Genomic DNA, 25,709 nt, shown 5'->3' with positions numbered 1-25,709 from the left:
TGATGAAGAACTTACTGGAAGTCAATCGATTGCAAACCGTATTCCGTGCTGATCAAGGCGATGTGACAGCTGTCGATGAGGTCAGTTTTCAGATAAAACTTGGTGAAACGATCGGAATCGTAGGAGAGTCTGGCTGTGGAAAAAGCGTTACATCCTTATCCATCATGAGATTGCTTGGTAAGGAAGGTCGCATCCAACAAGGGGAGATTTGGTTTAATGGCGCTAACCTAACTGAGCTATCAGAGGCAGACCTTCGTAAGCTTCGAGGTAAAGAAATCGCAATGATCTTTCAAGAGCCTATGACCTCCCTCAATCCAGTATTTACGATTGGTAATCAATTAATAGAAACGATCCGTCTGCATATGAAGCTAAATCGTAAGGAGTCAAAGGCTTACGCAATTCAAATGCTGACTAAAGTTGGTATTTCAAGGCCCGAGGCCATTCTAAAAGAATATCCACATACATTATCCGGCGGAATGCGCCAGCGTGTCATGATCGCTATAGCCCTTGCTTGCAAACCCAAGCTTCTTATTGCAGATGAACCTACCACTGCACTTGATGTCACTGTTCAAGCTCAAATACTGCGACTGATGAAACAGCTCCGAGAAGAAAGTGGTGCGGCAATTATGCTAATCACACATGACTTGGGTATCGTTGCAGAAATGGCTGACAAAGTAATTGTGATGTACGCAGGCCAAATTGTTGAAGAAGCCGATGTCTTCTCCATATTTGAGAAGCCTCTCCACCCTTATACACAAGGATTATTACAATCCATTCCAGGTACGGAGAATAACGACAACAATCGATTATTCGGGATTCCTGGCTCTGTACCTTCCATACAGCGGATGCCTCAAGGTTGTAGGTTCCATTCCCGTTGTGAGTACGCTACAGAGAAATGCATTCATGAACAACCGACTTTAAAGACAATAAAGCCTAATCACCAAGTGAAATGCTGGCTGTATTAAGGGGGTATGAAATGATCGAAGCCAAAGAGTCGCCATCCCAGACGCCATTGATCCAGATCGAGGGATTAAAAACGTACTATCCCATTAAAAAAGGAATCTTCTCTCGGACCGTAGGACATGTCAAAGCTGTAGATGACATCAGTCTGAATATCTACGAAGGGGAGACGCTAGGGCTCATCGGAGAGTCTGGGTGTGGTAAATCCACCATTGGTCGTTCTATAGTACGGCTTGAGAATCCAAGCAACGGTAAGATTTTTTTTCAGAATGAAGATATCACTCAGTATTCTAATCAACAATTAAAGCCGATTCGCAAAAACATACAAATTATATTTCAAGACCCTTATTCATCGTTAAATCCGCGAAAAAAGATCAATGATATTCTATCTGAACCCCTTATTGTACATAAACTTGTTAAGCCCCATGAGGTACAGCAGAATGTCGATCAATTATTAGATGCGGTGGGCTTGCCCCGCTCCTACAAAAATCGTTATCCGCACGAATTCTCTGGCGGGCAACGGCAACGAATTGGGATTGCAAGAGCCATTTCCTTGAAGCCCAAGTTCATTGTATGTGACGAGCCTGTCTCAGCCCTCGATGTATCTATTCAAGCGCAGATCTTGAATCTTCTTAAGGATTTGCAACAAGAGTTGAATCTCACTTATTTGTTCATTGCGCACGGGGTAGGTGCAGTGAAATATATAAGTACGCGCGTTGCCGTTATGTATCTAGGAAAAATCGTAGAGCTAGCAGACAAAGCCGATTTATTCAATCATCCCAAGCATCCATATACCCAGATTTTATTAAATTCAAGCCCGTTGCCTGATCCCAAACTACGCAACAAAGAACGATTGATTATACAGGGTGAAGTCCCAAGTTCCGCGAACCCACCTATGGGATGTCGATTTCATACACGTTGTCCTTATGTGCAAGACAAATGTAAGAACGAAGAACCGCTTCTCACGGGCTTCCTTCATACGGTTGCATGTCATTATCCCTTAGGTTAGGAGGAAGCCCTATATGCTCCCATACATTGTGAGACGTTTGCTTATTGCGATACCCGTATTAATAGGCATTACCATTCTCAACTTTTGTATTGTCAATCTAGCACCTGGCAATCCCGTTGATATGTTCATCGATCCTAATACACCCCAACAATTAGTGGAAGCAAAAAAGGAGATGCTAGGACTTAACGATCCCCTCATCATTCAATATTTCAAATGGCTTTGGCAATTACTTCAAGGTGGTTTCGGTTATTCGTTCAGCTCCTTTGCTCCTGTTACACATATCATTGGAGAACGTATTGGACCCACACTTATGTTAACTTCCATTTCTTTAACCTTGGGACTGCTAATAGCTATTCCAATCGGCATTCTAAGTGCCGTCAAACAAAATACCCGTTTCGATTACATCATCACTGGTTTATCTTTTATTTGGACTTCTATGCCACAGTTTTTTCTTGGATTAGGTCTAATCTATCTGTTTGCTCTTCACTTTAAAATATTACCTACAGGTGGGATGCTGACGATTGGAGGTGATGACAACTTTGCGGATCGAATCAAACACCTCATTCTTCCCGTCTCCGTCCTTACGATTGCTATTATCGGCAAGAAAATAAGATATGTACGTGCAAGTATGCTCGATGTGCTCAAACAAGATTATTTACGAACTGCTCGCGCCAAAGGTTTGCATGCGTTTATCGTAACGAATAAACATGCACTGCGTAATGCGCTTATTCCGATCATCACCGTTTTCGGTATGGAAATTCCATTGCTCCTTGGTGGTAGCATTATTATTGAACAAATTTTTCAATGGCCAGGTATTGGGCAGCTAACGATGCAATCCATCTTATCTAGAGATTATCCCACCCTAATGGGCTTAAATTTCATAGCAGCGATTATTGTACTCGCAACCAATTTATTCATGGATATTTTGTATTTTGTCGCAGATCCACGTGTCAAATATAACTAGAAGGAGGAATGTACATGTCCATGACCGATATCCGAGTGAACCCAACTACGCGAATGGACGCTGCCCAAATGATAGAATCTGAACCTGAAGAACGATACACCCAGCAGATCATCCGTCGTTTCAGGAAAAACCGTTTGGCCGTAGCAGGACTTGTCGTTATCATCCTACTTATACTTACTGGACTATTCGCTCCATGGTTAACGCCACATAATCCCAATGAATTGACTGCTGTGTTCTCAGCCTCCCCTTCTACTACTCATTTGCTCGGTACGGATCAAGTGGGTAGAGACGTTCTAAGTCGACTGATCTATGCGACTAGAATTTCTCTCATCGTCGGCTTTATCACCGTATCCATCTACGTCACTATAGGCACCATACTTGGCTTAATTTCTGCTTATTATGGCGGTTGGATGGATATGATCGTCATGCGTCTTGCCGACATTTTTATGTCATTTCCTTATTTAATGGTCATCTTGGTCGTCGTCAGTATACTGGGCTCAAGTCTTACTACCATCATTCTTGTTCTAGCCCTATTCTCTTGGCCTACCGTAGCACGTCTAGTTAGAGGAAGTGTGCTATCGCTGAAGGAATTGGATTATGTAAAAGCAGGCGTTGCCCTTGGACTCAGTCCAGCGCGCATTATGTTTAGTCATATTCTACCCAACGCCTTGGGCCCCATTATTGTCAATGCTACGTTCGGTGTGGCTGCTGCTATCTTAAGTGAGGCAGGACTTAGCTTTCTCGGGATGGGGATTCAACCACCAACACCTAGTTGGGGAAATATGCTAAGCGATGCTCAATCTTTAACCGTATTAACCAATCAACTTTGGCTGTGGGTACCTGCTGGTTCAATCCTGTTGGTCACTGTATTAGCCATTAACTTCATGGGCGATGGCCTTCGAGATGCATTAGATCCAAAGCAATAACTTAATGACCATTTTCAACAATCTGATCCATAAAGGGGAACTTCCAATGAAACGCATGCTATTCATTAACTTATTAACTATGTTTGTTATTATCCTTTCCGCTTGCAGTTCAACTACAAATAAATCAGATACTCAGCAAAGTACTACACCAGAAAAAACGGATACCACCATAGCGGAGAAGATAGAAGCAACTGCAAAACCAAAAGTAGTCTCCATTGGTATTGTAAATTCCCCTACAACTTTAAACCAAATTAACCATCAAGGAGATTCCGCTTCCCAAACTGTACTCGGCATTATTAATGATTCACTCTTAGATCTAACTGAATCATTTGAATTCGTCCCTAAGATTGCCGAATCTATTGAATCAACAGATAACCAAACGTTTACCGTTAAATTGAATCCGAACGCTAAATGGAATGACAATGCCCCTTTCACGACAGCTGATGTAGCCTTCACTTTAAAAACTGCACTCAATCCCAAGGTTGAAAGTACCGTTCGAATTGCTTTCGTTGAAGGATTAGATGATGCTGGTAAAATCCCTGCAGGACAAACTGAAATTTCAGGGTTGAAGATTATTGATAAACAAACCTTTGAAGTAAAGAGTAAGACACCCATTGACCCTAATATCTTCAAAGAAAAATTCGGTACGAATATCAACTTTTTGCCAGAACACATCTTAAAAGATATAAACCCTGAACAACTTGCCACAGATCCCTATTTCCAGAATCCAACGGTAACCATCGGTGCATTCAAATATTCCAAATTTGCCAAAGACCAATATTTTGAAGCAGTACGTAACGAGAACTACTATCTCGATATTGCTAAGTTGGATAAAATCATCGTGAAAGTACTACCTGCAACCAACCTGGTAGCTCAACTGCAAACCAATGAAATTCAATTAAACTCCTTACCTGTTGGACTGATCCCAATCACAGATTATGAAACTATAAAAAACCTTCCTAATATCAACCTCACCTCAAGTACGCCATCCGAACCAGCAGAACTTTTTTTCAATGTAACGAAGATCACGGATCCTAAAGTGCGCCAAGCGTTCGCTTATGCGATTAACCGTCCACTGATCGTTGATCAACTGTTTAAAGGTCAGGCAGATATTATCGATGGAGGTGTACCGATCAATCACCCTTACTACGCCAAAGAAACCAAGTTATATACGTATGATCCTGAAAAAGCAAAACAGTTGCTCCAAGAAACCAATTGGGATTCACAACGTGAGGTTTCTCTGCTTGTCCCATCAGGGAACAAACTTCGCGAACAGGCTGCCGACATACTCGTTCAGAACTTAATTGCTGTTGGTGTGAATGTGAAAATACAAAAATTCGATTTCAGTACATTGATTGGAAAAGTAGACAGCGGAGATTATGATTTAACGATCTTTAATCGTGATTATTATTTTGAACCGAGCTTATATTTAACTTTGTTTCAAAGCAATAACGAGAATAATTTCCTGAAATATAATAATCCACAGGTGGACGCACTTATTGCTCAGGGTGAGACTGAAACTGACCCAGCCAAGCGCCTTGTTATTTACAATCAGCTCCAAGCCATACTTCATGAGGATCTTCCTGCACTTGCCATCTATTCCGAGAAACGTTTACAAGCCGTTTCTAAGGATATCATCGAAGGTAAACCCGCCAATGTCGGTCAATTTAATAACATAAATAAATGGGATATCAAGCAATAAAAATTTATTTTTTTATAATAGATCCATAACTAACTTGATAAATCCTCATTTATTGAGGCGACAAAAAAAAGCATTCTTCTCTCAAATAAATTGAGAAAAGGATGCTTTTTTTTGAACATTATTTACTACGTACTTCAAAGATAGCGAATTTAAGATAGTGACCTTCATCCACACCTAGAATCTGTGGATGGTCTTTACCCGCTGCACGCCACTCAATTAGACGAAGAATCTTACCTGCATCTAATGCGGCATCTTGGATCGTCTCTAGAAAAATATCTGGACGCATATGGTAAGAGCAGCTTGCCGTTACGAGGAATCCACCTTCATTTACCAGCTTCATCCCATGAAGATTAATATCTTTATAACCGCGAGATGCCCCAGGAACTGCACTCTTCGTTTTAGCGAATGCTGGAGGATCAAGAATAACAACATCCCATGTTCTTCCAACACCTGGAGTCATCGGTTTAGAAGTATCTATCTTGTTCTTTCCTGTACCCGGAGTAGATCTTTTCTCCCTCTCATCGACACCCTTAACCTGTGTGCGGAGATATTGGAAAGCATCATCTACGACGAACTCTACTCGGTCTGTGAATCCATTTAAATCAACATTTTCCTGAGCGCTCTCAATAGCATGTTGAGAAATATCCAGACAAGTTACCTTCTTAGCTCCGTATTTACAAGCGTGTAGTGTAAAGCTACCTGTATGTGAGAAACATTCTAACACTGTAGCTCCATCCCAATAAGGGAATGTAACAACACTGCCACTCTTATTCACTGGTAGTTCCTTCGTAATACCATCTTGTTCAACTTCCTGTACGGTGATGCCACTTCTTCCACCCCAACCTGTCATTAAAGGCTCAATCGAAGCGCGGTTCTCACGTTGATCGAAGAAATAACCCGTCTTCTGTCCTTCAACAATATCGACTTTAATAGCAAGACCATTCTCACGAACGGTCACATGGCGTGGACACTCTCCGTACAAAGGACCCTTCACTTGTTCCAGGCCTTCTAGTTCACGCACAGATACGTCGCTGCGTTCATAAATTCCCTGTGGTTTCATAACTTGTACTAATGCTTCCACAATATCATTGCGACACACGTCCATACCAAGTGTTAACAATTGGATGACAAGTACATCACCGAATCGATCTACAATTAGACCAGGTAAGAAATCCGCCTCACCATAGACCAATCGATAAGCTTTCTCTCCCTTGGTGAAGCGCTCACGATGCTGTAGCGTGTTCTGGAAGCGATCAACAAAGAAAGCTTTATCCATTGCTTCCAGCGGTTTGTAAGAAACGACTCTAACCGTGATCTGTGAAGCAGCATTATAATAACCTGTCCCGAGATAGCGCTTCTGATGATTAAGAATATTCACCAATTGTCCTGCTTCTGGTTCCCCTTCTACCGTTGCAATTTCACTTTTGTATACCCAAGGATGTCCTTGTTCCAATCTTTTCTTCTGACTACGATGTAAAATAACTGATGCCACTATACTTCACTCCCTAATATATACCTGCACGTGCACATGTTGTCACCACAGGTTCTGTCATGTTTGTCATGGCTGTAGAGCCATGAACATATAAGTAAATCATAGGACAAGAATCACTAAAGGAGACTCACTCTATGTTCCAATCTATTATTTTCCCCATTATATACGGACTCGCCATTTTTCTCTTCGGTATGAAAGTCATGGAAGTCGCTTTAGCACGTTGGGCCGGTCCCTTCTTGACCTCTTTCCTAAGAAAAGCAACCGAATCCCCTCTCAAGGGCATGTTATTCAGCACAGTCATTACTGCCATTCTACAAAGCAGTACAGCAGTAACCGTCATCACCATGGGGCTTGTGAATGCCGGTCTACTCACCTACGCTAGAACAATTGGTATTATTCTGGGAAGCAACATTGGTACCTGTCTAACGACCGAGTTAATCGGTTTACAGATAGGAAAGATCGCAGCACCTCTGCTACTTCTAGCCCTAGCGATATGGGCCATTGCTGTGGTCGCTAACGATCGAGATTCGTGGAAACTTCGCCGGTTCAAGCATCTCTACGAGCCCATACAATACATTTCTCTCGCAATAGCTGGATTTGCACTAGTCATGTTTGGCATTCGTGTCATGCAATCCATTGGCCCCACATTGGATACCTACGGTGTCTTCGCATGGTTCATCGATCGCGCCTCTCAGAATGTCCTTTGGGGAATAGCTGCTGGAGCATGCCTAACCGCTCTTATTCATAGTAGTGCAGCGGTCATCGGTCTTGCGATGGGGCTGGCCAGTTCTGGATCACTTCCCGTAGAGGTTGGTATTGCTATCGTCCTTGGTTCAAACATAGGTACTTGCCTTACTGCGGTTATTGCTACAGCAGGAAGTACTCCCTCAGGCAAATTTGTTGCTTGGACTCATGTCGTATTGAATGTTGGTGGTGCCGCTTTATTCATGCCCTTTATTCAACAGTTACATCATGTATCCGCATGGATATCCAGCGACTTGGGTAGCCAAATTGCCCATTCGCAGACGATATTTAACATTCTATGCTCGCTTATAGCACTGCCTATATGTTATCTCCCACTTTGGAGAAGGATAGATAATCGTATATCTATATAGATCTATCAGACATTTACTCCTAATAGTAACAGAACCTTTTTAAGAATAGCATCATTATTTCGATAACCACTCTTTAGCTGACGATTCCAAGCCACCATAGAATCATACCATGACACTTCATTGATCTCTTCAACCTGCGGTTTCAGATGACCACTCTTGGCTTCCACTAGATAATAGTGTACTTCCTTATTAACTTCACCATAAACGGGATTCTGATACGTGTACGCGATAATATCTACAGGGGAGACAATTTCTCCAAGTATGCCTGTCTCCTCTTCAATTTCACGCAGAGCGGTCTCTTCAATCGTCTCTCCAAGCTCCATCTTACCCTTCGGTAAGGATATCTTGCCGTAACGGTCCAGTATAAGCTGTATCCGAAGACCCTCTTGCTCTTTCATGTACACGACACCACCTGCTGAGATCTCTTTGCGTGCCATAGATGATGACCCCCAACATTCCATAGTATTAAAAATAATAACAACAAGGATTTCACTTCCACTATCTTGGAAATGAAATCCCTGTCCATATTGTCGCTAAAACGTGTGATTGTCCGCAAGTATCTATGGATGGTGAATAGCGTGCGTTAGACTCCGCCCATTTCACCAAAGTCATATAATATGCAGGAAAGGGCAACCATACCGGCAGTCTCACAGCGAAGAATCCGACGTCCTAATCCTACACTTATAGCGCCCGCTTCCTCAGCTTTACGGCATTCTGCTTCACTAAATCCACCTTCTGGACCAACCATGAGAAGCACTTTAGGTGCACTACCGGTTGTTACACTTTGGATAAAGGGAGTCAGAGCATCACGTAATTGTAACCCATGCTCTTTCTCGTAACAGAAATATACGGCATCATACTTTGAAAATGACTTCATAAGCTGAGACCATGTCATTGAAGGCTCAACTACTGGAACGATATTACGATGACTTTGCTCAGCAGCTTCTTTACAAATCTTACGCCATCGATCTAGACGTTTCTCTTCTTTCTTCGAATCATACTGAACAATGGTCCGTTCTGAGAGAAATGGTACAAAGGACACAGCGCCGATTTCTGTACACTTCTGAATAACCGTCTCCATCTTATCCCCTTTGGGAAGACTCTGTGCCACAGTAACTTTCACTTGTGCTTCTTGTAACATATCGAGATGTTCAACGATATTAGCAGTAACTAGATCTTGCTCTAATACTGATAGCTCCACTAACGCTTCGCGAGATAGACCGTCACTTACAATGATCTTATCTCCTACCTTACCACGCATCACTTTCGTAATATGTCTCGCATCATCCCCAGTAATCTCTACTGTATTGTCCTTGAATTGTTCCACAGATACAAAGTATCGTTGCATTGTTTATCCACATCCTATCCTTACATAAATTAAGCCCCAAACATCACCATAAACATATTAATAAAATTCACATACATCGTCATAGCTGCGGTATACAAAGGGGCAATCGTATATTTCTGAAGTTCTGGAATAAACAGAATTAGTAGAAATACTAACATCGACCATTGTTCAAATTTCTGTAATTTACCTCTAACTTCACGTGGTACAACGTCTTCCAGCACACGGTACCCATCCAGAGGAGGTAATGGGATAAGATTAAATAGAAATAGGAAAAAGTTCATGATAATAATGAAATAGAACAAGGTCGCAATCGCTTCAGCTAATTTCAGATTCGTAATGGAATCTAGAACACCGAATTGTACAAGACCTGCATAAATCAAAGCACCCACTACACCAAGCACAAAATTACTAAGCGGCCCTGCAATAGATACAATGACGCCCATTAGTCGTGGACGGTTAAAATTATCACGGTTCACGGGAACGGGTCTTGCCCAACCAAATCCTGCAATAACTAACAATATAATACCAAACAAATCAAAATGAACAGCTGGATTCAAGGTCACTCGTCCTAACAACTTCGCTGTTGGGTCACCGAATTTATTGGCGAAATAGGCATGCGAGAACTCATGTACCGTAAAAGCCAACACGATCGCTATTAAGAAAAACGGCATTTTGTCGATCGGATAAATCAATATCTTATTTAGAAAATCCATACTTACCTCTTTCTAGCCACAAAGGCAATCCATTCTTCTTCACGATTCACATCGATTATTTCAAAATTGGCGAGCTTAAGCGCCTCTTGAACCACATGTTCTTTATTCTTATAAATTCCGGACGTTATAAAGATTCCATCAGGCTCCAACACTTGGTACACATCATCAATCAATAATAAAATAATCTCCGCTAGAATATTTGCAACAACCATATTAACAGGCACAGTCACGCCTAAATTCACGCCTTCTGATTGGTGCTTGAATACCGAGAGTAGATCACTTTCTTTAACCGTAATACGATCTTGCATTCCATTAAAAGCCGTATTCTCCTTAGCACTATGTACTGCAACAGGATCCAAATCTACAGCTAGAACATGCTTTGCTCCAAGTAGAATGGCGCCGATAGCCAATATACCTGACCCCGTTCCGACATCGATAATTTCTTCGCCACCTTTAATCACATTCTCTAACGTGCGTAGACAAAGAGATGTGGTTGGGTGCGCACCCGTACCAAATGCCATTCCCGGATCTAAATGAATAAGCTTCTCATCTTCAGACTCAGGAGTATATTCTTCCCATGTTGGCTTTATCGTTAGGGTCTTGGATACACGCAAGGGCTTAAAATATTTCTTCCATGCATCAGCCCAATCATCTTCATTGACCGTCTTGCTCTCATAACGAACATCACCGGTATCCACATACTCACCCAGCTCTTCGATTCGCTGCTTCAACGTTACCGTAATCGAGTCAAGCTCCAACTCCAAAGAGAAATAGCCTTTGATCTCAGCCTGCCCTTCTGGAATATCATTAAGTGGCATATCATATAGCTCACCATATTTCGTATCCCGTACTTTATTTAACGTTCCTGATTCTTCAATGGACACGCCACCCGCTCCTGCCTCGTGCAGGAAATTAGAAATCATCTCAACTGATTCTTCCGTGGTATGTATCGTAAACTCATGCCATAACATTATGTAAATATCCCCCTCGTACTTTTGCATAAATATCATTGTACTATACAAAGAGTTCTGTGTACAAAATTTCAACTATATAATTAAATGGCTATGTCGTCCATATATAGACGACATAGCCATATTCTAATCCATTCCAACCCTTATGCGTTCATGATCCAAGTGAAGGAACTATTTTTCGTCACGATTCATTCTTTTTAACTGTCGCCCATCTGCTGCTTCACTTCTTCTTATTGCTTCAACATCTTCCTGATCTGCTTCGAGTGCTGAGAATTCTACGTCTTCTTGTTTGGCGGACATCAGTTCAATAATCTTCTCTGTCTTTGTCATTTTCACATTCTTCTCGTGCGTATATTTGGTCATTCCATTCAACCTTCCTTCCTCTAAATTAGGATATGACTACACCATACCTCCAGCTTCTTCAATAATACGTATAGCTTGATCGAAAGAATCATTCTCTGTCACAACGGTTAGTAGAATATCAAATCCTCGCGTCCCATCCTGACCTCTATCACTCATACCGCCACTCAGTGTAGAAGCAGCCGTAAGAATCCCTTCGGAAGGATTAAGCTCACCTCCCATGTACGAACCAAATCGGTTAATGGACATATCAACAACCCGTAATGACGCAAGCTTTCGTGATACCTGATCTGCTTCTTCAGGACTTTTGAAATAAGCTAGAATATTTCTTTCACCCATCTTCTATTCTCACCTACGCTTTCATACCCCTAGGTTACCGCTTCATTCTTCTAATTATGCGTGTTAACAAATACAAAAAAAGCTCAGCCATAAAGGCTGAGCTTACAATTTCTATGCAATCCTATGATAGTTAATAATGGATCAATCTCCGCGGAAAGCCTTCTTCACACGATCAAAAAATGATTGTTCATGTTCATGTGTCTTCTCGCCGTCTAAAGAGGCAATTTGGCGAAGTAAATCTTTTTGCTCATCGCTTAGATTACTTGGCGTAACAATCACAACTTTAACATGCTGATCTCCTTGGCCAATACCACGAAGACGTGGCACTCCCTTACCTCTGAGACGGAAGAATGTACCCGTCTGAGTACCTGCTGGAATCTTAAGCCTTACTTTTTCAGTTAATGTTGGAATTTCAACATCATCACCTAAAGCAGCTTGAGCAAAAGTCAGCGGGATCTCGCAATAAATATCGTCACCTTCACGTTCAAAGAATTCATGAGATTTCACGCGAATAACAATATACAGGTCACCTGATGGACCCCCGCGTACTCCGCCTTCACCTTCACCCGTCATCCGCAATTGTGCTCCATCATCTACACCTGCAGGAATCTTAACATGAATTTTACGTTGTTTTTTAACTTTGCCTTGTCCTTGACAAGTTGTACAACGTTCCTTAATGATTTTACCGTTACCACTACATGTCGAACAAGTGCGTCGATTCACCATACGTCCGAATGGTGTATTCTGTACAACTTCTTCTTGTCCACTACCATGACACACATGACAAGTCTGAGGTTTCGTTCCAGGCTTAGCACCCGAACCATGACATGTATCACAATTCTCCGTACGTGGAATAGTAATATCATTTTCTTTACCAAATACAGCTTCTTTGAACTCGATAGTCATCGTGTACTGGAGATCGTTCCCACGTTGTGGTGCATTCGGATCACGGCGTCCGCCACCACCGAAGAACATATCAAATATATCACCCATACCACCACCGAAGTCGCCACCACCAGAGAATCCTCCTTGGTTAGGATCAACATGTCCATATTGATCATATCCAGCTCTCTTCTGCCCATCACTTAGTACGTCATAGGCTTCTTTAACTTCTTTAAACTTTGTTTCAGCATCATCGGCCTTGTTCACATCTGGATGATATTGTCGTGCAAGTTTGCGATAGGCCTTCTTAATTTCTTCATCTGGTGCGCTTTTGCTAACGCCCAGCACTTCGTAATAATCGCGCTTTTCAGCCACTCTTCCACCCCATACCATCTTATTTATCTTATAAATAGTTGCTGTTCATTGTAACAAAGGGAAAGCCAAAGCACGGGATGCCCCAGCTTTGACCTTCCCCTTTTCCTACCACAATTTATGAAGGAAACTTTCTATAGGTTACTCTTGTTTTTTATCTTCGTCAACAACTTCGTAATCTGCATCAACAACATTATCCTTTTTAGCTGCGCCAGTTGCTTCAGCTTCGCCTTCAGTACCTTGCTCTGCCTCAGCAGCTTGCTCATACAACTTCATGGACAATTGTTGAACGATTTCCGTCAACTCTTCAGTTGCCTTAGTGATATCTTCAATGTTATCTGTTTCTAGAGCTGATTTCACTTTTTCTTTCGCTGCTTCAGCTTTCTCGATTTCAGATGCATCGATCTTCTCACCTAGATCCTTAATCACTTTGTCTGTTGAGTAAACAAGTTGGTCAGCATTGTTCTTAGCTTCGATCAACTCTTTACGTAGACGATCCTCTTCCGCATGCTCTTCAGCATCCTTCATCATACGTTCAACTTCATCATCACTCAAACCACTTGAAGATGTGATAGTAATCTTCTGAGTTTTATTTGTACCTTTATCTGTTGCAGATACGTTAACGATTCCGTTAGCGTCAATATCAAAAGTAACTTCAATTTGTGGAATACCACGTTGTGCCGGAGGAATATCTCCTAGCATAAAGCGTCCAAGCGTTTTGTTGCCAGCAGCCATTTGACGCTCACCTTGTAGAACATGAATCTCAACACTTGGTTGATTATCTGCATAAGTAGAGAATACTTGAGATTTACTTGTAGGGATCGTCGTATTACGTTCGATCATCTTCGTAAATACACCGCCTGCAGTTTCAATACCAAGAGACAATGGTGTTACATCAAGAAGAACTACGTCCTTCACATCACCAGTCAATACGCCTGCTTGAACAGCTGCACCTAGTGCAACAACTTCATCCGGGTTAACACCTTTATGAGGATCTTTACCTGTCAATTTCTTGATCGCATCTTGAACAGCAGGAATACGTGTAGATCCACCAACAAGAACGATTTTATCAATATCGTTAGCAGTCATTCCAGCATCACTCAGCGCTTGACGAGTAGGACCAAGCGTACGTTCAACCAAAGTAGCTGTCAATTCATCAAATTTAGCACGAGTTAGGTTCATCTCTAAATGCTGTGGTACGCCGTCAACTACAGTGATGAACGGCAAGGAGATCGTTGTAGTTAATACACCAGACAATTCCTTTTTCGCTTTTTCTGCAGCATCTTTCAAACGTTGTACAGCCGCTTTATCTTTACCTAGATCAATACCTTGATCTTTTTTGAATTCACTTACTAGATGATCAATAACGAGTTGGTCAAAGTCATCCCCACCAAGACGGTTATCACCACTTGTTGCTTTTACTTCAAAGAAGCCATCGCCTAGTTCTAGGATAGATACGTCAAACGTACCACCACCAAGGTCATATACAAGAATCGTGTGATCCTCTGTCTTCTCCATACCATATGCAAGTGCTGCAGCCGTAGGCTCATTGACAATACGTAGAACTTCAAGACCAGCAATTTTACCTGCATCTTTCGTTGCTTGACGTTGACTATCATTGAAGTAAGCAGGAACTGTGATTACCGCTTGCGTAACAGTCTGTCCTAAGTATGCTTCTGCATCTGATTTAAGCTTCTGTAGAATAATCGCAGAAATCTCTTGTGCAGTGTAATCTTTACCATCGATTTGTTCTTTATGATCTGTACCAATATGACGTTTGATGGACATAATTGTGCGGTCAGGGTTAGTGATCGATTGACGTTTTGCTGTTTCACCAACAATACGCTCCCCGTCTTTCTTAAAACCTACAACTGATGGTGTTGTGCGTGCACCTTCTGGGTTAGGAATAACTACGGCTTCGCCGCCTTCCATAACTGCAACACATGAGTTCGTTGTACCTAAGTCAATCCCAATTACTTTACTCATTCTAAAATTCCTCCTTCAATATGGTCATCATTGTAATTCTATATAACAATATTTAGATAATCCTAATTCATCAACTATTGACTTACTTTTACCATTGCGGGACGAAGTACTTTATCCTTCAACATATAACCCTTTTGAATTTCTTCAACAACAGTACCTTCTGGGTATTCTTCACTCTCAACTTGCATAATGGCTTGATGAAATTCAGGATTGAATGGTTGACCCACACTGTCCATAGGAACTAAACCTTCTGCCTGTAGTACACCTTCCAATTGACGATAAATCATATTCATCCCTTTTGAAAAAGACTCATTCAGATTATCTTCAACAACCGCGCTAAACGCTCGGTCAAAGTTATCTACAATTGGTAAAAGCTCAGTAATTAGCTTAGTAGATGCATATTTAGCGAATTCTTCCTTCTCTTTCTGCGTACGTTTGCGATAGTTATCGAAATCTGCTTGAGTACGTAGAACACGTTGTTGATTCTCATCCGCAAGTGCTTGTAGGCGCTCCAGCTCAAGTATAGATACCGGTTCTTGTTCAAGCGAAGACGTTGATTGTTCCTCATTTAGTTCTTCAATAATTTCAATATTATTTGTATCTTCTGGAACCGTGTTAATGTCCTGTTGTTCTTCTTTCATGATGTCTTCACCTCCTTAGGAAACTTTAAAATGAATTCATTACAAATTTTGATTATGTTATATGAGTTCAATAAGAATAACGGTAATCCTAATCATTCAACCGTCCATCTTCTTCCCTCATCTTAATCACATTATGAATACGAAGGACTGCTGTTGCGACTTCACCAGCAGCTTTCAGTCCATGAGACTTGACGAGAGCAGGATCTATAATTCCAGCAAGCTCATAATTAATTACGAGTCCTGTGTCACAATCGATTCCCATGCTGTCGCTATTCTCTGCAATCTGAGCTGCACGTGCCTCCTCTAATTTCTCAAGAGGATTATAACCCGCGTTCAGCAAAATTTGAGACATAGGCTTTCTTAAGGCTGCTGCAACTGCAGCAATACCGTATGCCTCCATACCTGTAACTATTTCCCGGTGACGCTCCAATTCATAGGAAACAGCCAACTCAGTTGTGCCTCCACCAGGCAGCACGCCTCCTGATACGGCAGCCTGCAAGGCAGATGCCGCATCTCCTGCGATCCGTGCTGATTCCCCCACGATTTCGGCCGTACTTGCTCCAACAACCACAGTCACGAATGGTTCCTGACTACTATCTTGAGCTTGCATACGAACACGCTCAAGCTCTTCATCATAAGCGACCCGCGGTGAGCTTCCTAATATACGTTGCAGTTGTTCTGGATCTTTATGTAACGCGGTACGTCTAACAGGAACGGCGCCCGTCATTTCACATACTCGACTTAGATCAACACGACTAATGCGCTGAATGACCAGTATACCATGATCCAGACAGAACTGTTCAGCATCAGGATGAATCCCACGTTCCAACAAGATGACACCCACACCCAGATGAGTCAAGTTCATTAACTCTCTGCCGAACTGTTCCCTTAATTCCATATAACGGGCAAATCCTGCTTCCGTCGTTAATATTTCTTCATCTAAGGTTTCTGGTTCTAACGCATCTTGAAGTACTAATACTCGAATATCCTTAAGAACTTTATTTCCAAGGAAATGCATAGGCTTTTGGCGCAATAACAAACCTTCGAATACTTCATTATTAGCTTTCTCAATCGCAATCACACAATCAGCCAAATGAAATGTAGGGTCCTTGAGTCTTTCCATGCCCACCTTTAAAGCGGCTTCCATGACTAGCTTCACGATATCTCTTCGTTCTCGTCCAGCAACATAAGCTGTTTTCTCTAACAAAGGATCCATGAGGCCTGTAATCTTCCTGGTTCGACGTTCCATTGACTCGATTGCGAATTCAATTCCCTGTTGCATGCCTGAGACGACTTTGGAGGCCGGGACCCCCTTCACAATCTGAGCAACTCCTTCTTGCACTAGCGCACCCGCTAATACCGTTGCAGAGGTTGTGCCGTCTCCTACTTTCCGTTGCTGAGATCGAGCTACCTGAATAAGTAAGCTTGCTGCAGGATGACTTACGTCTATTCTGTCCAAAATAGTGACGCCATCGTTGGTAATGATTACTTCTCCTCTGGTACCCACTAGCATTACATCGAGTCCCTTAGGACCGAGTGTACCTTCGACTGCAGAAGTAATGGCGCGGACTGCACTGCTGTTGTTAAGCAAGGTAGCGTATCGCTCCTCACCTTCACGAACGGATTGCTGTCCCTGACTCATTTATTCTCACTCCCTATTTGTACCAATGTGATAATAATGTTGTCAAATCTTTAGAAATAATCTCCATAATACTCATGACTCTCGCATATTCCATCCGAGTAGGTCCCAATATACCAATGGTACCTAGTGACTCCCCTTCCAGAGAGTAGGTAGCTGTAATCAAACTACAATTGGCGAACGCTTGATGATCATTCTCTGTACCAATTCTTACTTGAATACCACTTTCTCCAGCGGTTGGCGTCATCATTTTCATAAGTGTAGGCGTTTCTGCAAGTAAATCGAGAATATCTTTGACTTTATCAACATCTTTAAATTCGGGTTGCGTGAGCATATTTGTTGTTCCACTTAAATACACTTGGTGATCATGTTCACTATCCAGTACAGAATCCAGTACGATGAGCAGCTCTTCGTAATGAGAGGTGTATCTCTCAAGCTCTTGAGCGACTTCGGAATACAAACGAGATTTCAACTTGAAGAGTGGTACATTAACTAACTTGCTATTAAGCAGATTCACCACTTTCTCCATTTCCGAAACAGATACCCCTGCGGGAATAGCTACTGTCTTATTCTCTACCTGCCCAGTGCTTGTTACGATAATAGCCACTGCTGTCGTCTCATTAAGAGGTAGCAACTGAAAGTGACGTAAAGACGTATGAAACACTTCTGGTCCAAGTAAAATGGATGTATAGTTTGTCATATGGGAAAGAATCATAGCTGATTGTTGGATGACCTGCTCCATGACATTCAGTTTTTCTGCAAAAAAAGTTCGAATCGTGTTTAGTTCAGCTGGAGCGATAGAATTCCATGGAGTCATGTGATCCACGTAATAACGGTAGCCTTTATGTGAAGGTATTCTACCAGCAGAAGTATGGGGTTGTTCAAGAAATCCCAATTCTTCTAAATCGGCCATTTCATTACGTATCGTAGCTGGGCTATACCCAACATCAGGTCTCTTGGAAATGCTGCGAGAACCGACAGGTTCGGCAGAACGGATATAATCGTCAACAATAACATTCAATATCATTCTTTGGCGTTCAGTTAACAACTCTTTCTCCTCCTCGCAGCTATCTATATTCCATCTTCGTTAGCACTCACAAGCAATGAGTGCTAACTGCTAATACAAAAATACCAAACTGACCTAATTGTTGTCAAGTCAGTTCAGTATCTTAAGCACAGCTATCTCATCACAACAATGTTGTTTACTGCAAAATACGCAGTCCGTCCACACCTTTTCAGGGAAAATTTCTTTCTCTACGACTTCAAACCCATTCTTCACAAAAAACGAAACTTCATATGTTAGGGCCATTACTTTAGGAATATTCTGCTGTCTCGCTTCCTCAATTAAGGCATCTACCAGCATTGAACCAATTCCCTGGCCTTTATAGTCTTCCAATATACCTAGTGAACGAATCTCCACTAAATCTGTCCCAAGTCGGCATAATGAACCGCAACCGATCACTACGCCTAAGTGTTCTGCTACAACAAATTGATCTAGTTGTTGTTCCAATACCTTGACAGAACGCGGGAGCATGATTCCCCTTTTAGCATAACCCTCTATCATTATAAAAAGATGTTCCACATCTGCTGGAACTGCTTTTCTGCATAACACTGACATACCTCTTCCCCCTTACACATGCTGCCAATCAATATGAATAAATATACAACAGCACGCATAAAAGTTCAAGACGTTAATTTGTCACGATTGATCCTACAAATTCAGCAAAGACATCATTTCCAAACAATATTCCTTTTTGACTCAACCGATAACCCTCAGCAGTCGCCTCCAGAAGTTCTGCACTCAACATTTTATCAAGCTGTTTCGCGAACACGATATCCATATGATCTTCGAATTGCTCTTCAAAATGGGCTTTGGATACACCTTGCATAACACGTAGTCCCACCATTAAGAAATCTTCCATTGCTTCTTCTTTCGAAATAGGGAAGCTATCTAAGCGTGGAAGACCTTGTTTTACACCTTCTACATAAGGATTGACTCCTTTGATATTCATATGGCGCTGACGCCCCACATAGCCATGTGCACCTGCACCCAGACCGTAATAATCTTCGTTGAGCCAATACGTCATGTTATGACGACTTTCAAAACCAGATTTAGAAAAATTACTAATTTCATATTGATTGTATCCCGCTTGTTTCATCCGATCCATCAACAAAAGATACATCTGAAGCTCATCATCTTCATGAGGCAAAGGCAATTGGTTCTTCTGATACATTGTATGGAAAAGTGTATTTTCTTCCACCTTCAAGCTATATATCGAGTAATGATTCAAATTAAGCTCTAAAGCCTTCGTTACACTCTCAGATAACATCTCGAGCGTCTGATTAGGTAGACCGAACATCAAATCAATCGACATATTATCAAAGCCTGCTTTGCGAGCATTCTCTAAGCTTTTATACACATCATCTGTATTATGAATTCTTCCGATTCCTGAAAGCAGATCATTCTGAAATGCCTGTACTCCGAAGCTGACACGGTTCACACCGCCTTCTCTCATGACCGTCAACTTCTCAAGATCCGTTGTTCCAGGATTCGCTTCCATCGAGAATTCAATATCGTCAGACCAATCTGGGAAATGCGTACGAACTGACTTCAGGAAATAAGCCATTTCATCAGGTTTAAGAACCGTTGGTGTACCTCCACCTACAAAGATACTCTTAATCTGACCCGGAGGTGTCTGTTTAACCGTCAATTCCATTTCACGATCTAAGGCAACCAAATAGTCCATTACCGGCTGATCTTTCAACACATATGAATTAAAGTCACAGTAAAAACACTTATTTGTGCAAAAAGGAATGTGCAAATAAACCGCTTGAGGCTTACGGCTTCCCAGATGTCCATTTTGCTTGTTATGCTTAAGTTCAGCCATAATAATCCCCTTCATTCTTTAGATATCATACTTATATTGTTAGAAAAGGGGAGCCGCAGCGGCTCCCCTGTGTTTACTCTAAATCTACGCAATACTTGCTTACTTAGTCGTCGATCTTCAGTACCGCCATAAATGCTTCCTGCGGAACTTCAACACTTCCGACTTGCTTCATGCGCTTCTTACCTTCTTTTTGCTTCTCAAGCAACTTCCGCTTACGAGATATATCTCCACCGTAACATTTAGCTAATACGTTCTTACGCATTGCTTTTACAGTTTCACGTGCGACTACCTTCGTACCTACCGTTGCTTGAATAGGAACCTCGAACATTTGACGCGGAATAATTTCGCGTAGCTTCTCACATATAATACGCCCGCGATTGAACGAACGATCGCGATGTACGATGAATGAAAGAGCATCCACTTGTTCATTGTTAAGCAAGATGTCCATTTTGACAAGATTTGATGTACGGTATCCCGATATTTCATAGTCAAACGATGCATAACCCTTCGTACCGGACTTCAACTTATCAAAGAAGTCATAGACAATCTCCGACAGTGGAACTTCATAGATAATCGTTACGCGTTTATCATCTAAGTACTCCATGTTTACGAACTCTCCACGTTTGTTCTGGCACAGTTCCATAACCATACCCACATAATCATTCGGTACGATAATGGATGCTTTAACGTAAGGTTCTTCTACATGGTCAATCTTACCGATTTCCGGATAATTAGATGGGTTATCAATCGTAATCATATCCCCATTGGTCATCGCGATTCGATAGATAACACTTGGTGCAGTAGTGATGAGTGGAATATTAAATTCACGCTCAATACGTTCCTGAATGATCTCCATATGGAGTAGCCCTAAAAATCCACAACGGAATCCAAAACCAAGCGCACTAGAAGACTCCGGCTCAAAGGTTAGCGATGCATCATTTAACTGCAGTTTCTCTAACGCTTCTCGTAAATCTACATATTCCGAAGTCTCAATTGGATATAATCCGCAATACACCATTGGATTAATTGAACGATAACCCGGTAATGCTTCCGCCGTAGGGTTCTTCGCATTGGTTACCGTGTCCCCTACTCGTGTATCCCCAACGTGCTTGATACCAGCAACAATAAAGCCGACATCTCCCACTTTCAGTTCATCCACGATGGTCATGCTAGGCATGAAGGCACCGACCTCAATAACCTCAAACGTTTTGTCTGTCGCCATCATCTTGATCTTGGATCCCGCTTTAATGCTACCGTCAATGACTCGGATATATACAATAACGCCCTTGTAAGCGTCATAGTGAGAGTCAAAGATCAAAGCTTTAAGCGGTTGGTCAGGATTCCCTGTCGGAGATGGAACTTGCTTTACAACCTGCTCCAATATTTCCCTAATTCCTATTCCTGCCTTCGCTGATGCTAGTACTGCTTCGCTTGCATCCAACCCGATAACATCCTCAATCTCCTGTCTTACTCGTTCTGGTTCCGCACTTGGAAGATCAATTTTGTTAATAACAGGTAAAATTTCCAAGTTATTCTCCAGCGCTAAGTAGACATTAGCGAGCGTCTGAGCTTCAATCCCCTGAGCAGCATCTACAATAAGTAATGCGCCTTCACAAGCTGCAAGACTTCGTGATACTTCATACGTGAAATCCACATGTCCAGGTGTATCAATTAAATTCAGAATGTACTCTTCCCCATCGTCAGCAAGGTACTTTAAGTTAACAGCTTGCAACTTAATTGTAATCCCACGTTCACGTTCGAGATCCATCTTGTCCAACACTTGCTCTTGCATTTCTCGAGAAGTCAGTGCACCCGTATGCTCAAGAATACGGTCAGCCAAAGTAGATTTACCATGGTCTATATGTGCAATGATACTAAAATTACGAATTTTCTTTTGTCTTTCGAATACGTCCGTCATGCCTTACCCCCACAAACAGCCTGATGTATCAATCACCTCATTATAACAGTTGTAGGTAACAGCGGCAATCCCACATACATTTCAAAAAATTGGAGGTCATTTATAATACTTATTTCGTCGCAGAACTGAATAGGGATACCACGAATTGAATACTCTCTTGAGATGCCTTTTGTAATAAATTGGCCGTTTTATCTGCTAATACATCGACTGTCGGTTTAGAACTCTCTGGTATTAAAATCTGCTTAGGTGTTTTATCTGAATAGTCAGGCGCCTCCACTTGTTGCTGTTCAGAAATAATATCTTTCTGCACAGGAGCAGGATTCGCCTGTACTGTAATGGTATAAGATCCCGCAGTGCCTGAGTTTGGAATACCCTGTGGTAATGGCACTGTAATCTCCTGCACCGATTTTGGCGTGGTCACCTTACTGATATTAGGTTGGATTGAAGAGGCCCGGCTAGGATTTGCTAACTGTATCCCTATTAGAAGTCCTAACCCAGCCCACAAACTAATCATCCACATTTTTTTAGTGAAACGAGACATTAGCGTCCCCCTCCTTTTAGGTATCCATTTAGCGCTTTAGTTGCCACTCTTCGTTGTGGATTCAGATTTAGCGGCACTCGCCTTCTTCGCCTTCTGATCTGCGAAATACACATCAGAAATCGTATCCGCCAAAATACGAGATGTCCGCTTAAGTTCTTCTCCCGTACTATCAACCCCACCAATCTCAATCACAATACTATTGGGTGAGAGCGACTGATTATATTCACCGTTACCTTGCTCTGCTGTTTTCCCCCATATACCTCTTGATATGCCCGGATAAGATTTTTCTAAACGTTTATTTATAGAATTAGCAAAAGCTTCATTTTCTCTCCAATTTTTGTTCTCATGCCCAATGATGAAATACAATTGTGCATAACTTACGCCATTAATCACAGCCGTTGTCGTTTTATGACGCTGGGAGTCACGGTGAATGTCGAGCAAGTACGTTAATTTAGTGTTTTGTGCAAGTGCTGTCTTAACTGCTTGACGGGAATATTTATAAGAGAACTTGTAACTGTAATCTTTTATATAAGAGGGATAGTCATCTTTCAGATGAATTGCAGCAACACCTTTAGCTTTCAGTTCACTCGCGATATAACTTCCCACCTGCATGACATTTTGGGAGGGTAATGCTGAGGTTGGATTAGTGCTAAATGTTCCTACTAATGGATTAAATGCTTCACGAGCGTGAGAATGATAGATTAGCACCTCACTGTTGCTATCCACAGGTGTTTCCTTCGAAATTTCTTTATCCGGATCCTTGTCATCACCAGGCTTAGTGACTGGTTCCGGAGTGATCGGGTCTGGGAGAACACCTTCGTTTTCTTGTGATTTGGCACTGTCTACAACCTTAGCAGAATCAGGATGGTAATCCTCCGGAGCCTCCATATTTACATTCCCAGAAGCACTTCGAAGTAGAACTGGATCATTTGCATCCATACCTGGTAATTCACGCGCTAATAGACTTCTAGGATCTCCCGGATTCACACTGGTAAGTAACTGAAATACAAATGTGGTCATTTTCTCACCTGAAAAAGTGGAAGATGTTTGCCCTTTACTCAGATGGGGAATCTCCATTCCCAGCATATCTTTAAAAAAGTCACTAGAAAGCGATGAAGCAAAACCCTTCATGGATGATACCGGCGAAGAATTGAATTTATTCTCCGCTATCCCACCAACGCCTAAGAGTACGAAGAAAACCATCGAACTTAACGTCAGTAGTAAAAAAGTGCGTCCCATTGTTAGAATAGACATCCATTTAGCTCGCCATTTGCGTATATTCCAAATTTGAAACCATTTACTTTCCATGTCTTATGTCCTCCTGAAATCTCTTATACTTCAAATCTATGAACTTTAGAGATTCACTAGAACCAAAATACAAAAAAAAAGAAGTTCCGATAGATTCGGAACTTCTTCGGCACACCTTAATCGTCAATGTGTATAATCACCTACATTAGTTGGGTCAACCGCCTCATGTAAGGCTGCATTTAACCCTGTAGCAATGATGTTGGCCATATCTTCAATAAACTTATCAATTTCCTTCGGTGTCACAATCAGATCATGCCCAAGAGGTTCTAACACTTCTTTAACTAAGCCTAGACGTTCCTGTTCAGGCATATCGTCCAACATCCCGATAATTTCTTTCGTTTGGTTTGTTTCCTGATCTAAATGTTTCTTCATCAATTCGATCGCATTATTCACAATCGTAGACGCATAACAAACTGTAGGTACACCAATAGCGATACAAGGTACACCTAGTACTTCTTTTGTTAATCCCCGTCGTTTATTACCTATCCCAGATCCAGGGTGAATACCTATATCAGCAATCTGGATGGTCGTATTTACCCGTTCAAGCGATCTGGATGCGAGCGCATCCACAGCAATAATCAGATCAGGTTTTGTACGATCTATAATTCCTTGTACAATTTCACTTGATTCAATCCCAGTTACCCCGAGTACGCCTGGGGCAATTGCGCTTAATTGCCGATATCCGGGGGCAACCTGATCGGGTACCAACTCAAAATAATGGCGTGTGACTAATATATTTTCTACAACAAGTGGCCCTAAAGAGTCAGGGGTAACATTCCAGTTCCCTAGACCAACGACCAAGACCGATTTAGTCTTACTTATCCCAATCAGCGTTAAGAAATCTTCGAATTCTCGAGCCAACGCCTCAGCTACTCTTCCTTGCAAACCCGTATCACCATCACGAAGTCCTGGCACTTCTAACGTCACATAATGCCCCTTCACTCGACCAATCATTCTTGACCCTTCGTCATTCAGTACATTTAATCGCGTGATTTTGATTCCGTCTTGCTCAGAAACTTCTTCATCTACACCTGGAATAGGTGCGTTATATCTTTTTTCTGCCATTTCCTTAGCATCTACAGCAAGATCTGTACGAACGTTATAATTCTGCAAATCTAAAGTCATCCGTATTTAACCTCCTTCTTCTTCTCATGATAGTGTGCGAGAGAAGCGATATGTTTATTCAAACCCTTTTTTAGTATTGCTTTTTATAATGCCCCATGCTAAACTATTTTAAGTTGTGAATCATTTCGATATCTATCGAATGTCTTTCAGGAGGTGAATGCAATGCCAAATATTAAATCCGCAATCAAACGCGTAAAAACGAACGACAAACGTCATGCGCTCAACGCTTCCCAAAAATCCGCGCTTCGTACAGCTGTTAAAGCTGCTGACAACGCGCTGGCAAATAATGAAGTTGAAGCTGCTAATACTACCATTCAATTGGCTTCCAAGAAATTGGATAAGGCTGTAACTAAAGGTTTGATCCACAAGAATGCAGCTGCTCGTAAGAAATCTCGCTTGGCGAAAAAACTTAACGCCCTTAATGCTCAAGCATAAGATGCGCTATTCATACGACAAAAGCAGAAGTCCTGAACAGCAAGTTAGCTGATCAGGACTTTTTAGCATGCAATA

Annotated in this window: 25 protein-coding genes; 7 read left to right on the top strand and 18 right to left on the bottom strand. The window is 41.8% G+C overall.

The genetic code is table 11. From position 1 onward, the window contains the following. The first annotated feature begins 2 nt into the window (after positions 1 to 2). Genes PBAT_RS19030 through PBAT_RS19010 form a run of 5 tightly spaced genes read left to right on the top strand, consistent with a single transcriptional unit; the run spans position 3 to position 5,561 of the window. Positions 3 to 965, top strand: coding sequence for an ABC transporter ATP-binding protein (locus tag PBAT_RS19030; protein WP_068652006.1), 963 nt, complete (start codon positions 3 to 5; stop codon positions 963 to 965). Positions 966 to 976: 11 nt separating this feature from the next. Further along, entirely contained in the window at positions 977 to 1,969 is a 993-nt protein-coding gene (locus PBAT_RS19025) for an ABC transporter ATP-binding protein (protein ID WP_068651881.1), read from the top strand. A gap of 13 nt (positions 1,970 to 1,982) precedes the next feature. After that, complete coding sequence (locus PBAT_RS19020) at positions 1,983 to 2,933, top strand: ABC transporter permease (protein WP_169810139.1); 951 nt, start codon at positions 1,983 to 1,985, stop codon at positions 2,931 to 2,933. A 14-nt stretch (positions 2,934 to 2,947) separates the two neighbouring features. Then, complete coding sequence (gene opp4C / locus PBAT_RS19015; RefSeq protein ID WP_068651879.1) at positions 2,948 to 3,859, top strand: oligopeptide ABC transporter permease; 912 nt, start codon at positions 2,948 to 2,950, stop codon at positions 3,857 to 3,859. 46 nt (positions 3,860 to 3,905) lie between these two features. Further along, positions 3,906 to 5,561, top strand: coding sequence for an ABC transporter substrate-binding protein (locus PBAT_RS19010; RefSeq protein WP_068651877.1), 1,656 nt, complete (start codon positions 3,906 to 3,908; stop codon positions 5,559 to 5,561). Positions 5,562 to 5,679: 118 nt separating this feature from the next. Here the strand turns inward: PBAT_RS19010 and PBAT_RS19005 are convergent, their stop codons facing one another. Next, the gene (locus PBAT_RS19005) at positions 5,680 to 7,053 is read right to left on the bottom strand and encodes a class I SAM-dependent rRNA methyltransferase (RefSeq protein WP_068651875.1); all 1,374 of its coding nucleotides are present in this window, start codon (positions 7,051 to 7,053) and stop codon (positions 5,680 to 5,682) included. A gap of 134 nt (positions 7,054 to 7,187) precedes the next feature. On the opposite strand from PBAT_RS19005, the gene PBAT_RS19000 reads away from it, so the two are divergent. Beyond that, complete coding sequence (locus PBAT_RS19000) at positions 7,188 to 8,168, top strand: Na/Pi cotransporter family protein (RefSeq protein ID WP_068651873.1); 981 nt, start codon at positions 7,188 to 7,190, stop codon at positions 8,166 to 8,168. Between the two features lie 5 nt (positions 8,169 to 8,173). Here PBAT_RS19000 and PBAT_RS18995 read toward each other — a convergent pair whose 3' ends face one another. The 17 genes from PBAT_RS18995 to gpr form a co-directional block, all read right to left on the bottom strand. Then, entirely contained in the window at positions 8,174 to 8,605 is a 432-nt protein-coding gene (locus PBAT_RS18995; RefSeq protein WP_068651871.1) for an NUDIX hydrolase, read from the bottom strand. A 146-nt stretch (positions 8,606 to 8,751) separates the two neighbouring features. Continuing rightward, the gene (locus PBAT_RS18990) at positions 8,752 to 9,516 is read right to left on the bottom strand and encodes a 16S rRNA (uracil(1498)-N(3))-methyltransferase (RefSeq protein ID WP_068651869.1); all 765 of its coding nucleotides are present in this window, start codon (positions 9,514 to 9,516) and stop codon (positions 8,752 to 8,754) included. Between the two features lie 29 nt (positions 9,517 to 9,545). Continuing rightward, positions 9,546 to 10,229 carry a site-2 protease family protein gene (locus PBAT_RS18985; protein ID WP_068651867.1) on the bottom strand — a complete coding sequence of 228 codons (684 nt, stop codon included), beginning with the start codon at positions 10,227 to 10,229 and terminating at the stop codon, positions 9,546 to 9,548. Between the two features lie 2 nt (positions 10,230 to 10,231). Further along, positions 10,232 to 11,200 (bottom strand): 50S ribosomal protein L11 methyltransferase, encoded by a 969-nt coding sequence (gene prmA / locus PBAT_RS18980; RefSeq protein ID WP_068651865.1) that lies wholly within the window; start codon positions 11,198 to 11,200, stop codon positions 10,232 to 10,234. 171 nt (positions 11,201 to 11,371) lie between these two features. Further along, the gene (locus tag PBAT_RS18975; protein ID WP_068651863.1) at positions 11,372 to 11,563 is read right to left on the bottom strand and encodes a YfhD family protein; all 192 of its coding nucleotides are present in this window, start codon (positions 11,561 to 11,563) and stop codon (positions 11,372 to 11,374) included. Positions 11,564 to 11,599: 36 nt separating this feature from the next. Further along, a complete protein-coding gene (locus tag PBAT_RS18970) occupies positions 11,600 to 11,899 on the bottom strand; it encodes a hypothetical protein (RefSeq protein WP_068651861.1) in 300 nt (99 codons plus the stop codon). Between the two features lie 141 nt (positions 11,900 to 12,040). Continuing rightward, on the bottom strand, positions 12,041 to 13,156 hold the full coding sequence (gene dnaJ, locus PBAT_RS18965; protein WP_068651859.1) for a molecular chaperone DnaJ: 1,116 nt from the start codon (positions 13,154 to 13,156) through the stop codon (positions 12,041 to 12,043). 138 nt (positions 13,157 to 13,294) lie between these two features. Next, entirely contained in the window at positions 13,295 to 15,139 is a 1,845-nt protein-coding gene (gene dnaK / locus PBAT_RS18960; RefSeq protein WP_068651857.1) for a molecular chaperone DnaK, read from the bottom strand. Positions 15,140 to 15,213: 74 nt separating this feature from the next. Further along, positions 15,214 to 15,780 carry a nucleotide exchange factor GrpE gene (gene grpE / locus PBAT_RS18955; protein WP_068651855.1) on the bottom strand — a complete coding sequence of 189 codons (567 nt, stop codon included), beginning with the start codon at positions 15,778 to 15,780 and terminating at the stop codon, positions 15,214 to 15,216. Between the two features lie 88 nt (positions 15,781 to 15,868). Beyond that, entirely contained in the window at positions 15,869 to 17,422 is a 1,554-nt protein-coding gene (locus PBAT_RS18950; protein ID WP_068651852.1) for a TCP-1/cpn60 chaperonin family protein, read from the bottom strand. A 13-nt stretch (positions 17,423 to 17,435) separates the two neighbouring features. After that, complete coding sequence (gene hrcA / locus PBAT_RS18945; RefSeq protein ID WP_068587690.1) at positions 17,436 to 18,467, bottom strand: heat-inducible transcriptional repressor HrcA; 1,032 nt, start codon at positions 18,465 to 18,467, stop codon at positions 17,436 to 17,438. Positions 18,468 to 18,575: 108 nt separating this feature from the next. Next, the gene (locus tag PBAT_RS18940) at positions 18,576 to 19,037 is read right to left on the bottom strand and encodes an N-acetyltransferase (protein ID WP_068651849.1); all 462 of its coding nucleotides are present in this window, start codon (positions 19,035 to 19,037) and stop codon (positions 18,576 to 18,578) included. Positions 19,038 to 19,110: 73 nt separating this feature from the next. Beyond that, complete coding sequence (hemW, locus tag PBAT_RS18935; protein ID WP_068651848.1) at positions 19,111 to 20,307, bottom strand: radical SAM family heme chaperone HemW; 1,197 nt, start codon at positions 20,305 to 20,307, stop codon at positions 19,111 to 19,113. Between the two features lie 103 nt (positions 20,308 to 20,410). Further along, on the bottom strand, positions 20,411 to 22,225 hold the full coding sequence (lepA, locus tag PBAT_RS18930) for a translation elongation factor 4 (protein ID WP_068651846.1): 1,815 nt from the start codon (positions 22,223 to 22,225) through the stop codon (positions 20,411 to 20,413). 109 nt (positions 22,226 to 22,334) lie between these two features. Further along, positions 22,335 to 22,766 (bottom strand): hypothetical protein, encoded by a 432-nt coding sequence (locus tag PBAT_RS18925; protein WP_068651844.1) that lies wholly within the window; start codon positions 22,764 to 22,766, stop codon positions 22,335 to 22,337. 36 nt (positions 22,767 to 22,802) lie between these two features. Continuing rightward, positions 22,803 to 24,074 (bottom strand): stage II sporulation protein P, encoded by a 1,272-nt coding sequence (locus PBAT_RS18920; protein WP_068651842.1) that lies wholly within the window; start codon positions 24,072 to 24,074, stop codon positions 22,803 to 22,805. A gap of 123 nt (positions 24,075 to 24,197) precedes the next feature. Next, positions 24,198 to 25,199 (bottom strand): GPR endopeptidase, encoded by a 1,002-nt coding sequence (gene gpr / locus PBAT_RS18915; protein ID WP_068651840.1) that lies wholly within the window; start codon positions 25,197 to 25,199, stop codon positions 24,198 to 24,200. A 162-nt stretch (positions 25,200 to 25,361) separates the two neighbouring features. Between gpr and rpsT the strand changes: the two genes are divergently transcribed. After that, a complete protein-coding gene (gene rpsT, locus PBAT_RS18910; protein WP_068537739.1) occupies positions 25,362 to 25,634 on the top strand; it encodes a 30S ribosomal protein S20 in 273 nt (90 codons plus the stop codon). Positions 25,635 to 25,709: the final 75 nt, after the last annotated feature.

Origin of the sequence: Paenibacillus antarcticus (assembly GCF_001637225.1) — a bacterium.
GTDB classification, from domain to species: Bacteria; Bacillota; Bacilli; order Paenibacillales; family Paenibacillaceae; genus Paenibacillus_AQ; species Paenibacillus_AQ antarcticus.
Note: the sequence above shows the minus strand (reverse complement) of the source record. Positions and strands in the feature narration are given on the sequence as shown.